The sequence below is a fragment of the Herbaspirillum lusitanum P6-12 genome (assembly GCF_000256565.1).
Classification (GTDB): domain Bacteria; phylum Pseudomonadota; class Gammaproteobacteria; order Burkholderiales; family Burkholderiaceae_D; genus Herbaspirillum; species Herbaspirillum lusitanum.
The window spans coordinates 1-11681 of record NZ_AJHH01000720.1; the positions used below are offsets into that span (position 1 = coordinate 1).

Consider the following 11681-nt stretch of genomic DNA (forward strand, 5'->3'; position numbering starts at 1 on the left):
GGCCGCCGTCGCGGTGGCGGAAAGCCTGATCGAACTGGTGATCTCGCTCGACGACGACAAGGCCGTCAAGCGCCTTGAGCACGCCGAGGAAGAGCTGTACCAGAGCGGTGCTTACGTGAAGGCTGGCGGCAAGTAAGTTTGCCCGGCCGGATTATGTTGCAACAACTGTTGCGGCAGCGATTTCCCTCCTTTCGATTTCCCTGATGCGCCGGTAACGTCACGGCGGTACGGGCTTGCGCGTCAGGTTGTGCGTCATGTGGCGGCGCCCGGCATGGCGATCCGGTTTGGTGCGGATTTACGGTGCGGCGCACCAATGCAATATAAAATATTTATGCAACAAACGTTGCAAAAGCATTTCTTTCAATTTATAGTTGGCCCCAATTCGAACGCACAAGGCCAGCTTCATGACACACGTCTTCCATCGCTATCCGAAAATCAACCTGCCGGTCGCCACGGCGGGCGAGGGCATCGAGCTGATCGACAGCAAGGGCAAGCGCTACCTCGACGCCTGCGGCGGCGCGGCAAATGCAATATAAAATATTTATGCAACAAACGTTGCAAAAGCATTTCTTTCAATTTATAGTTGGCCCCAATTCGAACGCACAAGGCCAGCTTCATGACACACGTCTTCCATCGCTATCCGAAAATCAACCTGCCGGTCGCCACGGCGGGCGAGGGCATCGAGCTGATCGACAGCAAGGGCAAGCGCTACCTCGACGCCTGCGGCGGCGCGGCAGTGTCTTGCCTGGGCCACGGCCATCCGCGCGTGCTGGCGGCGATCCACAAGCAGATCGACGAGCTGGCTTACGCGCACACCTCGTTCTTCACCACGGCCGTCGCCGAGCAGCTGGCCGACGAGTTGAGCGCCTCCGCGCCGGGCGACCTGAATCATGTGTATTTCCTGTCGGGCGGTTCGGAGGCGGTCGAGGCGGCGCTCAAGCTGGCGCGCCAGTACTTCGTCGAGAGCGGACAAAAGCAGCGTCGCCATTTCATCGCGCGCCGCCAGAGTTATCACGGCAACACGCTCGGCGCGCTGGCCATCGGCGGTAACGCATGGCGTCGCGAAATGTTCATGCCGATGCTCATCGAGGCGCACCACGTCTCACCCTGCTACGCCTATCGCAACCGCGCCGACGGCGAAAGTGATGTGCAATATGTACAACGCCTGGCCGATGAACTGGAACAGAAGATTCTTTCCCTCGGCGCCGATCAGGTGATCGCCTTCGTAGCCGAAACGGTGGTTGGCGCAACAGCCGGTGCAGTCCCTCCGGTAGGGGACTACTTCCGCAAGATCCGGGCGGTCTGCGATAAATACGGTGTGTTGCTGATTCTGGATGAAGTCATGTCTGGCATGGGCCGTACCGGCTATCTGTTCGCTTGCGAAGAGGATGGCGTCGTACCCGATATCGTCGTGATTGCAAAAGGGCTCGGCGCCGGCTACCAGCCGATAGGCGCCATGATTTGCAGCGACCACATCTACGATGCCGTGTTGCGAGGTTCGGGATTCTTCCAGCATGGCCATACCTACATCGGTCATGCGACGGCATGCGCCGCGGCCGTGGCCGTACAGAAAACGATTCAGGAAGAGCGCCTGCTGGAAAACGTTCGCCAGCGCGGAGAACAGTTGCGTAGCGAGTTGCGCCAGGCGTTTGGCGACCAGGCGCATGTGGGCGATATCCGAGGCCGCGGCCTGTTCGTGGGCGTGGAGCTGGTGGCCGAGCGCAGCAGCAAGCTGCCACTGTCCCCCGACTTGCGCACCCATGCCCGTGTCAAGGCCGAAGCCATGAAGCGTGGTCTGCTGGTGTATCCGATGGGAGGCACTATCGACGGCAAAAATGGTGACCACATCCTGCTGGCGCCGCCGTTCATCAGCACTGCCGCCGACATCGACGCCATGGTTGAGCGGCTGGCGCCGGCGATCGATGCAGCGCTCGTCTGAATCAGAAAAACAAACATCAAGCAGCACCCATCTATATCTTCAGGAGAGGAAGCGCCATGAAACGATTTACCCACCCGCTGCTTGCATTGCTGTCCACGCTGGCCTGTGCGAGCGCGGTGCACGCCGCCGACGCCGGTCTCGGTCCGACGCTGCAAAAGATCAAGGACGGCAACGTCATCGCCATCGGTCACCGCACCAGCTCGATTCCGTTTTCCTACTACGATGAAAACCAGAAGGTGGTCGGCTATTCGCAAGACCTGTGCAACAAGGCCATCGACGCGGTCAAGGCGAAACTGAACCTGCCCAACCTGGAAGTGCGCATGATCCCGGTGACCTCGCAGAACCGCACGCCGCTGCTGCAGAACGGCACCATCGATCTCGAATGCGGCGTCACCAGCAACCTCAAGGATCGCTGGCAGCAAGTCTCCTTCAACACCACCTTCTTCGTCGCCAGCAGCCGTATCCTCACGCGCAAGGACAGCGGCATCAAGGATTTCCCCGACCTCGCCGGCAAGGCCGTCGTCACCAATGCCGGCACCACGTCGGAACGCTTGCTGCGCACGCTCAACGAGCGCCGCAAGATGAACATGCAGATCCAGAGTGCCAAGGACTACGGCGAAGCCTTCCTGATCCTGCAATCGGGTCGCGTGGCGGCCTATGTGATGGATGACGTTCTGCTGGCAGGAGCCCGTACCACTGCGCAAAAGCCCAATGACTGGGTGTTGACCGGCAATCCTTTCGGTGCAGAACCGTATGCGTTCATGGTGCGCAGGGACGATCCGCAATTCAAGCAGCTGGTCGACGGTGCATTGAGCGGCCTGATGAAGAGCGGCGAGATCAATCGCATGTACGCCAAGTGGTTCACCTTCCCGATTCCGCCGAAGAACATCAGCTTCAATTTCCCGATGCCGGAAGACGTCAAAAAGCTGTATGCCAATCCAAGCGACAAGCCCATGGATTAAGCTGAGCGCTTTATCCCTCCCGGAGCAACCACATGAGCCAATCACGCCTGCCCGTCTTCGACGCAGCCCACGCCACGCCGGACCAGAAAGCGCTGCTCGACGACATCCTGTCGGGTCCGCGCGGCAATCTCAACGGGCCGTTCGTGAGCTGGATCCACAGTCCGGAATTCGGCCAGCTGGCGCAAAAGCTCGGCGCCTACTGCCGCTATGAAACCGGCCTGCCGCTGCGCTTGTCCGAGCTGGCGATCCTGGCGACTGCGCAGCAATGGCAGTCGCAGGCCGAGTGGTACATCCACCTGCCGATCGCGATCGACGCCGGCCTGTCGGCCGAGGTCGCCGAGCAGATCCGGCGCGGCGAGACGCCGATGTTTGCGCTGGAAGACGAACGCGTGATCTGGTCCTTCGCCAGCGAGCTCGGCCAGCGCAAGCGCGTCACCGATGCCACCTATGCACGCGCGCTGGAATTGTTCGGCATCAAGGTGGTGGTCAACCTGATCGGACTGCTCGGCTACTACGCATTGGTGGCGATGACGCTCAACGTGTTCGGCATGCGCGCCGAAGGCCAGGCATCGCTGCCTTTCCCTGAACCACCGCCGGCCTGAGCGCTGCCGGCATTCGATCCTCTCCTGAGAACACCACATGGACTACCGCTGGAACTGGAGCGTCTTCCTCCACCAGGCCGCCGATAACCAGACCTACGCCGACTGGCTGCTGTCGGGTCTGTCGGTGACGCTGGCGCTCGGGCTGTCGGCCTGGTGCCTCGCCTTGGCGCTGGGCACCGTGCTCGGCATCATGCGCACCTTGCCCAATCGCTGGCTGCGCGGCGCGGCCGCGACTTACGTCGAACTGTTCCGCAACGTGCCGCTGCTGGTGCAGGTGTTCATCTGGTATTTCGCCATGCCTGAAGTACTGCCGTTCGGCATCGGCGACGACATCAAGAGCATGAGTCCGCTGGCGCAGCAGTTCGTGACCGCCATGCTGTGCCTGGGGTTCTTCACGGCGGCGCGCGTGTGCGAACAGGTGCGTTCGGGTATCGGCGCCTTGCCGCCCGGACAAAAGAACGCCGGCCTGGCGATCGGCTTCACGCTGGCGCAGACGTATCGCCATGTGCTGTTGCCGATGTCGTTCCGCATCATCCTGCCGCCGCTGACGTCGGAGTTCCTCAACATCTTCAAGAACTCTGCGGTGGCCTCCACCATCGGCCTGCTGGAGCTCGCCGCGCAGGGACGCCAGCTGGTCGACTACACCGCGCAGCCGTATGAAGCCTTCATCGCCGTCACGCTGACCTACATGCTGATCAACATCACGGTCATGGCGCTGATGCGCCGGCTCGAAGGGCGTCTCGCCCTGCCGGGTTTCGGCGGCGGAAAATAGAAGAGGGCGCGCGATCATGAGTTATCAGTTCGATTTCAGTTCCATCACGCCCGCGGCAGTCGCGGTGCTCGGCCACGGCATGGCGATCTCGCTGCAGATCACCGCCACGGCGATCGTGTTCGGCATCGTCTGGGGCACGCTGCTGGCGATGATGCGGCTGTCGCCGTCGAAGCCCTTGCAATGGTTCGCCAGCGGCTACGTCAACCTGTTCCGTTCGATCCCGCTGGTGATGGTGCTGCTGTGGTTTTTCCTGATCGTGCCGCAGTTGCTGCAGAAGGTGTTCCATCTGTCGGCGTCGAACGACCTGCGCATGATCTCGGCGCTGGTGGCGTTCTCCTTGTTCGAGGCGGCCTACTATTCCGAGATCATCCGCGCCGGCATCAAGAGCGTGGCGCGCGGCCAGCTGGCGGCGGCGTTCGCACTGGGGCTGACCTATACGCAGACGATGCGCCTGATCGTCCTGCCGCAGGCGTTCCGCAACATGGTGCCGCTGCTGCTGACGCAAGGCATCATCCTGTTCCAGGACACATCGCTGGTGTACGTCAGCGCGCTGGCGGATTTCTTCGGCCGCGCCTATGGCATCGGCGAACGCGACGGCCGCATCATCGAGCTGCTGTTCTTCGCCGGCGCGGTGTATTTCGCGATCTGTTTCAGCGTGTCGCTGTGCGTCAAACGCTTCCAGAAAAAAGCGACCGCGTAGCAGACAGACAATGCCGGCAGGCATCCTCGCGGCGGGTAGGTTGGGCGACGTGATTCTCGACAATCTTTCTACTAAAACATCGAACGATCGATCTATAAAACAGGATTCAAAAACTATTCTGAATTCGACCTTGCACTTGGTCTTTATCTTGACTAGATTGAGTATTCCATCAGAAAAACAGCGCACTTATCTGTTGACCTCAAGGAGCACGGTAATGAGTCCTGCATCTTTCGCAACGGAAGACCGTTCAGCCATCCACGCCAGCGCCATCGGCGTCAATCTTCCTCCCCGGCCGCACCGCCGGCGCGAGCGTCTCGACATCACCCTGCTGGAAATCGATCCGCGCGAAGTGGTGGAAGGCATGGTGCTCGACAACGGCATGTTCCTCGCACCCGATCCGATTCCGGTCGGCACCATGCGTGAGACCTGCCCGCACTGCGAAGGCGTCGCGCTGCAACTGGTGCTGCGCCGCCATCAGGTCAAACGCTCGCACCTGTTTTGCGACCACTGCACGCGTTGCTACGACGCCTTGTGCGACGGCGGTTATTCGATACTTGGAATAGTCTGAAGCGATCGGTTCTTCATCACGATAGCGAAAGCGGCCTCAGGGCCGCTTTTCCATTTCGGCCTTCACGGCGTTGAGCATGTTGCGCAGGTCGCGCTTCATCAGTGTTGCGCCAAACAGCGTTGGCACATAAAAGCCGGGCGCAATGATGCCGGCGTAGGAAATGCGGGTGCGTCCGCCGTCTTCCGGTTGCCGCATCGGCGAGATTGCCTGCAGTTCCCAACGCGCCTGGTATTCGCGCATGTTGCCGCTCACCAGGCGGATGTCGATGGCCTCCATCGGTTGTTCGGTGACGTGCAGCACCAGGTCGATGTTTTGCCGGATGAACAGGAATCGGGCAAAACCATTCTGGGTGACGACACGCTCGTTGCCTTCGCTTGAGAGGACTTGCGAACTGGATAGGTTGGGGACGAATTCGGCCAGCCGGTCGTAGTCGGTCAGCACCTTCCAGCTGCGCGCGATATCGGCATTCGCGGTCATCTTCGCCGTCACTGCAAACAGCGGATAGCCTTTGGCGTGGTTCATGACGACGCTGATGTCGGGTTCACCGGCGGTGGTTTGCGCGCCGGCGTCGAGGCAAGCGGATCCGGACAGCGCCACAAGTGAGCAGAGCAGAAAGAGTCGCAAAGGGATTTCCGGTGGTCAGTTCATCAATATGCAAGCGGGAGCTTACGCGAATCTGGCGATGGCGCAATGTCATCACGCCAGGGAGTGGTATCGGTACCATTTCGGCAATGCTAGAATCGCGCCATGACGAAGCCTTCGATTCCCGCCATTCCAGCACCTTCACCTGACGTTCCGATGACCGCCCCTGCACCTGTCGTGCGCAAGGGCCGCAAGGGCGCCGGGCTGACTTTGCGCGACGTCGCCCGGCTGGCCGGCGTGGCGCCGATCACGGCCTCGCGGGCACTGAATACGCCGGATGCGGTGTCCGAGACCGTCCTGAAAAAAGTGCGCGACGCCGTCGAGCGCACTGGTTATGTGCCCAACCTGCTGGCCGGCGGCCTGGCTTCCAAGAAAAGCCGCCTGGTCGCCGCCGTGGTGCCGACCATCGTCGGGCCGATCTTCCTCGAAACCGTGCAGTCGCTGACCGAAGCGCTGGCCGACGCCGGCTACCAGCTCATGCTGGGCCAGAGCGGTTACGAGAATTCGCGCGAAGACGCCTTGCTCGAAGCCATCATCGGCCGCCGTCCCGACGGCGTGGTGCTGACCGGCATCATGCGCTCGCCGGAGTCGCGCAAGCGCCTGCTGGCCAGCGGCATCCCGGTGGTGGAAACCTGGGACCTGACGCCCACGCCCATCGACATGCTGGTGGGCTTTTCGCACGAGGCCATCGGCCGCGAGGTGGCGCGCTACCTGCATCAGCGCGGACGCAAGAAGGTCGCCGTGGTGGGCGGGCGCGACGAGCGCAGCCAGCGGCGCATGAATGCGTTTGCGCAGGAGTGCGTGGCGCTGGGCATGCACGAGGGCAGGGCGCCCTTGCCCATGCATCATGTGACCGCGCCGACCACGCTGGGCCAGGGCCGCCAGGGACTGGCCGAGCTGCTGCAGGCGCAGCCTGACCTGGACGCCATCTTCTGCAGCTCCGACATCCTCGCCATGGGCGTCATGATCGAAGCCCAGGTGCGCGGCATCGCGATCCCGTCGCAACTGGCGCTGATGGGTTTCGGCGACCTCAGCTTTTCGCGCGACCTGCATCCGCAACTGACCACCGTGCGCATCGACGGCACCGGCATCGGCAAGGCCGCCGCGCGCTTCATCATCGAGCGGGCGGAAGGGCGGGAAGTGCCGGAACGCGTGCACGACATCGGGTTCACCATCATTGAGCGGCAAAGCGTGTAAGCGCTCCTGCCGCCCGATCTTCCCGCTTTCTTCCAATATTTCCCATTTGACAACGTCGCGGCAAACCGATTGACAGCCTGAAACGGTACCGCTACCATTTGCGTTAATCGGAATTGGTAGCGGTACCAATTTCAACCTCGTGCATTCCCCGATCTCAGTACAAGGCTCATCATGTCCAACGCGTCCAACACGTCCACACTGTCGAATTCATCCGGCTCTTCTGCACCCGTCGTCACCGCCATGCAGGTCATCCCGGTCGCCGGCCGCGACGGCATGCTGCTCAACCTGAGCGGCGCGCACGGTCCCTATTTCACGCGCAACATCGTGATCCTGACCGACAGCGCCGGCAACACCGGCGTCGGCGAAGTGCCGGGCGGCGAGGGTATCCGTCAGACCCTGGAGGATGCACGCACCCTGGTGGTGGGCCAGTCCATCGGCAATGTGCAGGGCATCCTCAACCGCGCCCGCACGGCGTTTGCCGACCGTGATACGGGCGGGCGTGGCTTGCAGACCTTCGACCTGCGCATCACCATCCACGCCGTCACGGCGGTGGAAGCGGCGCTGCTCGACCTGCTCGGCAAATTCCTCGGCGTGCCGGTTGCGGCCCTGCTCGGTGAAGGCCAGCAACGCGACAAGGTGGAAATGCTCGGCTACCTGTTCTACGTCGGCGACCGCAACGCCACCGACCTCGACTATCACAGCGAACCCGACAACGCCGACGACTGGCAGCGCCTGCGCCACGAAAAAGCCATGGACGCCGAGGCCATCGTGCGGCTGGCCGAAGCGGCCTACCGGCGCTACGGTTTCAACGACTTCAAGCTCAAGGGCGGCGTGCTGCGCGGCGAGGATGAAATCGAAGCCATAGCCGCGCTGCACGAACGTTTCCCGCAGGCGCGCATCACGCTCGACCCCAACGGCGGCTGGCTGCTCAAGGATGCGATCCGCCTGTGCCGCGACCAGCACGGCGTGCTGGCCTATGCCGAGGATCCCTGCGGCGCCGAGAACGGCTACTCCGGCCGCGAAGTGATGGCCGAATTCCGCCGCGCCACCGGCCTCCAGACCGCCACCAACATGATCGCCACCGACTGGCGCGAAATGGGCCACACGATCCGGCTGCAATCGGTCGACATCCCGCTGGCCGACCCGCATTTCTGGACCATGCAGGGCTCGATACGCGTGGCGCAACTGTGCAATGAGTGGGGCCTGACCTGGGGTTCGCATTCCAACAACCACTTCGACATTTCGCTGGCGATGTTCACGCAAGTGGCCGCCGCCGCGCCGGGCAAGATTACCGCCATCGACACGCACTGGATCTGGCAGGACGGCCAGCGCCTCACGCGCGAGCCGTTCAGGATCGTCGGCGGCATGGTCGACGTGCCGGCCGCGCCAGGCCTCGGCGTCGAGATCGACATGGAGCAGGTGCTGGCCGCCAATGCGCTCTACAAAGCCAAGGGCCTGGGCGCGCGCGACGACGCCATCGCCATGCAATACCTGATCCCGGGCTGGAAGTTCGACAACAAGAAACCTTGCCTGGTCAGGTAGGCGGCCACGACGAATCACCGGCATCACAACAATAAAAACGCAATGAAGATCGCACAGGCCGCAACGACGGCCGCAGCGACAACCTCAAGGAGACAGCAAGTGAGTGATAAAAATATTGCGGCCTACGCCGCACATCCCGACGGCAAGGCAAGCGGTCCGCTGGCCAGCGCCATCGACAAGGTCAAATGGCGCATCCTGCCGCTGTTCGTGATCATGTTCATCGCCAACTACATCGACCGCGTCAACATCGGCTTCGTGCGCTCCCACCTGGCGACCGATCTCGGCATAGGCACGGCGGCGTTCGGCTTCGGCGCAGGTTTGTTCTTCATCGGCTACGCCATCTTCGAAGTGCCGTCCAACATGCTGCTGCAGAAGTTCGGCGCCAAGGCCTGGCTCACGCGCATCATGCTGACCTGGGGCGTGGTGGCGACCTCGATGGCTTTCGTCCATAACGAGACTTCGTTCTACATCCTGCGCTTCTTGCTGGGCGTGGCGGAGGCCGGTTTCTTCCCGGGCGTGGTGTATTACTTCACGCAATGGCTGCCGAACAGCGAACGCGGCAAGGCGATGGCGGTCTTCCTGAGCGGCTCGGCAATCGCCTCGATCCTGTCCGGCCCGATCTCGGGTGCGTTGCTGCAGATCGAAGGCGGCGGCCTGCACGGCTGGCAGTGGATGTTCATCATCGAAGGCCTGGCCTCGGTGCTGCTGTGCTTCGTGGTCTGGCGCCGCCTCGATTCGCGCCCGCAGGACGCCGCCTGGCTCAGCGACGACGAGCGCAACAGCCTGGCCGCCATCATCGCGCATGAACAACGCGAACGCCAGGCCAGCAAGCCGGTGCACGTGTCGTCATGGAGCCTGCTCAAGGATCCGCAGATCCTGCTGTTCTGCTTCATCTATTTCGCCATCCAGCTGACGATCTACGGCGCCACTTTCTGGCTGCCCAGCATCATCAAGAAGATGGGCCACTTCAATGACTTCCAGGTCGGCCTGTTCAATTCGATTCCGTGGATCATCTCGATCGTCGCGATGTACATCTTCGCCAGCCTGGCCGCGCGCTTCCGCCATCAGCAGGCGTGGGTGGCGGCGACGCTGATCATCGCCGCAGCCGGCATGTTCGCTTCGACCACCGGCGGCCCGGTGTTCGCCTTTGTCGCGATCTGTTTCGCCGGCATCGGCTTCAAGGCGGCCTCGTCGCTGTTCTGGCCGATCCCGCAAGCCTATCTCGACGCACGCATCGCCGCCGCCGTGATCGCACTGGTCAATTCCATCGGCAACCTCGGCGGCTTCTTCGCGCCGGCGACCTTCGGTTATCTGGAGCAAAAGACCGGCTCGATCCAGGGCGGCCTGTATGCCTTGGCGGCGGCTTCGGTGATTGCCGCCGGGCTGGTGTTCCTGGCGCGGACATCGGGCAAGAAGGCGGTCTGAGGGCGCGGTCTGAAGGTGATGGAGGGGCGGACTTGTTACAATGTCCGCCTCTTCTCTCCACAAGCATTCCAGCCATGTCCAAAAGCAAGCGCCCCGCCGGCAAAGCCGCCAGCACCTCCATTCCTTCCGCTCCTTCCCTGGTGCCGGCCGAATACGATCTCGACGAAGCACTGGTCGACAAGCTGGCCAACCTCGCGGTTGAACTGGCGACCGAGGACGAAGCCTCGCCCGACTTGCCCGCCAAGCAACGCGACCTGCACCGCATCATCACCAAGAGCTTGCGCCAGCAGCAGGACGACGTACTGTACGAAGCGCTGGAACGCGCGCGCGACCAGGAAGCCGAGGCCTATCCCTACCTGCGCGAAAAAATCGAGGAAGCCGCCGAGACCGTCTTCTTCACCCGCAACGAGCGTAGCTATGAAGTCAACGCCTTCGTCATCCCGATGTTCGTGCGCACCATCGGCGGCCTCGATGCGGAGCAGAATTTCCGCGACGCCGACGCCTTCACCGAGCTGACGGCGAGCCTCAAGGAAGCCCAGCTCGAAAGCGCCGACGCCAAGGTGGTGCTGGTCAGCTACGCCTATCACCTCGACGAAATCGACGCGATCACCTACAGCCATCTCGAAGCCATGGTGCGCGACGCCTACGCCGCCATGACCGACAAGAAGATCAGCGAAACGCCGGCCATCAACCGCAGCATGAGCAGCTGGCCGGCCAATCGCTTCGGCGCCGACGACACGGCGGTGGAGTTGCGCTTCCTGCTGGGCTTTGCGCTCAAGACCGCGGACGATCCGTTCTATACGATTCCAAAAGATGAAGCGGCCATGGACGCCTACTTCGCGGTGCGCGCGCAGCGTTTCCAGGCCTGGAGCGAAAAGGTCGTGCCGCTGGTGCAGCGTTGCCTGGTCGCCGACGGTCGCCAGTTCGACGTGCACTTCCTGTACCAGGATCTGTTCCATGGCGGCAAGGAGCGCGGCATCGCCGAGTACTTCATGCTGCAGATGATGTCGGAGCTCGACCACGGCCTGCAGGAAAGCGGCGTCGATGCACAGCAGACCCATGCCGTCATGGGGCCGGTGGATATGGAAGGGGAAGTGTTGTTGCGGGTGAATATCTACAACGGCGAGACCGTCGTCGCCACCGCCGAGAAGCCGCTCAACGGCGCCGGTGATTTGCAGATCGAACTCGACGACACCTGCGACGCGCTGCTGACCATGGGCCTGAAATCGGTGGCGTTGGCGGAAGCGTTCGACGCCGCCGGCAAGGCCGTCAATGTCCAGCCCTACGCCGACGGTTCAGCCGTTTAGCGCCGCAAACAAAGCGCCCGTGGCT

General features: G+C 62.4%; 12 protein-coding genes. 11 read left to right on the top strand and 1 reads right to left on the bottom strand.

Going from position 1 to position 11681, the window contains the following annotated elements; genetic code table 11:
• Positions 1-404 precede the first annotated feature (404 nt).
• The 7 genes from HLUSI_RS34715 (at position 405) to HLUSI_RS0123395 (ending at position 5543) form a co-directional block, all read left to right on the top strand.
• Entirely contained in the window at positions 405-536 is a 132-nt protein-coding gene (locus tag HLUSI_RS34715) for a hypothetical protein (protein ID WP_269147438.1), read from the top strand.
• A gap of 80 nt (positions 537-616) precedes the next feature.
• Complete coding sequence (locus tag HLUSI_RS0123370; RefSeq protein ID WP_016836242.1) at positions 617-1939, top strand: aspartate aminotransferase family protein; 1323 nt, start codon at positions 617-619, stop codon at positions 1937-1939.
• Between the two features lie 56 nt (positions 1940-1995).
• Positions 1996-2901, top strand: a complete 906-nt coding sequence (locus HLUSI_RS0123375; RefSeq protein WP_029363937.1) for a glutamate/aspartate ABC transporter substrate-binding protein — start codon at positions 1996-1998, stop codon at positions 2899-2901.
• Between the two features lie 32 nt (positions 2902-2933).
• Positions 2934-3503, top strand: a complete 570-nt coding sequence (locus tag HLUSI_RS0123380) for a carboxymuconolactone decarboxylase family protein (RefSeq protein WP_016836244.1) — start codon at positions 2934-2936, stop codon at positions 3501-3503.
• 37 nt (positions 3504-3540) lie between these two features.
• On the top strand, positions 3541-4275 hold the full coding sequence (locus HLUSI_RS0123385; protein WP_016836245.1) for an amino acid ABC transporter permease: 735 nt from the start codon (positions 3541-3543) through the stop codon (positions 4273-4275).
• 16 nt (positions 4276-4291) lie between these two features.
• Positions 4292-4975, top strand: coding sequence for a glutamate/aspartate ABC transporter permease GltK (gene gltK, locus HLUSI_RS0123390; protein WP_016836246.1), 684 nt, complete (start codon positions 4292-4294; stop codon positions 4973-4975).
• 214 nt (positions 4976-5189) lie between these two features.
• On the top strand, positions 5190-5543 hold the full coding sequence (locus tag HLUSI_RS0123395) for a hypothetical protein (RefSeq protein WP_016836247.1): 354 nt from the start codon (positions 5190-5192) through the stop codon (positions 5541-5543).
• A 36-nt stretch (positions 5544-5579) separates the two neighbouring features.
• Here HLUSI_RS0123395 and HLUSI_RS0123400 read toward each other — a convergent pair whose 3' ends face one another.
• Positions 5580-6167 (bottom strand): SRPBCC family protein, encoded by a 588-nt coding sequence (locus HLUSI_RS0123400; protein ID WP_238534071.1) that lies wholly within the window; start codon positions 6165-6167, stop codon positions 5580-5582.
• Positions 6168-6341: 174 nt separating this feature from the next.
• Here HLUSI_RS0123400 and HLUSI_RS0123405 point away from each other — a divergent pair, with 174 nt between their 5' ends.
• From HLUSI_RS0123405 to HLUSI_RS0123420, 4 genes are all read left to right on the top strand, one after another.
• Entirely contained in the window at positions 6342-7382 is a 1041-nt protein-coding gene (locus HLUSI_RS0123405; protein WP_016836249.1) for a LacI family DNA-binding transcriptional regulator, read from the top strand.
• A gap of 171 nt (positions 7383-7553) precedes the next feature.
• The gene (gene gudD, locus HLUSI_RS0123410) at positions 7554-8924 is read left to right on the top strand and encodes a glucarate dehydratase (protein WP_040503836.1); all 1371 of its coding nucleotides are present in this window, start codon (positions 7554-7556) and stop codon (positions 8922-8924) included.
• Between the two features lie 99 nt (positions 8925-9023).
• The gene (locus HLUSI_RS0123415; protein ID WP_016836252.1) at positions 9024-10349 is read left to right on the top strand and encodes an MFS transporter; all 1326 of its coding nucleotides are present in this window, start codon (positions 9024-9026) and stop codon (positions 10347-10349) included.
• A gap of 74 nt (positions 10350-10423) precedes the next feature.
• The gene (locus HLUSI_RS0123420; protein WP_016836253.1) at positions 10424-11656 is read left to right on the top strand and encodes a DUF2863 family protein; all 1233 of its coding nucleotides are present in this window, start codon (positions 10424-10426) and stop codon (positions 11654-11656) included.
• The last annotated feature ends 25 nt before the right edge of the window (positions 11657-11681 follow it).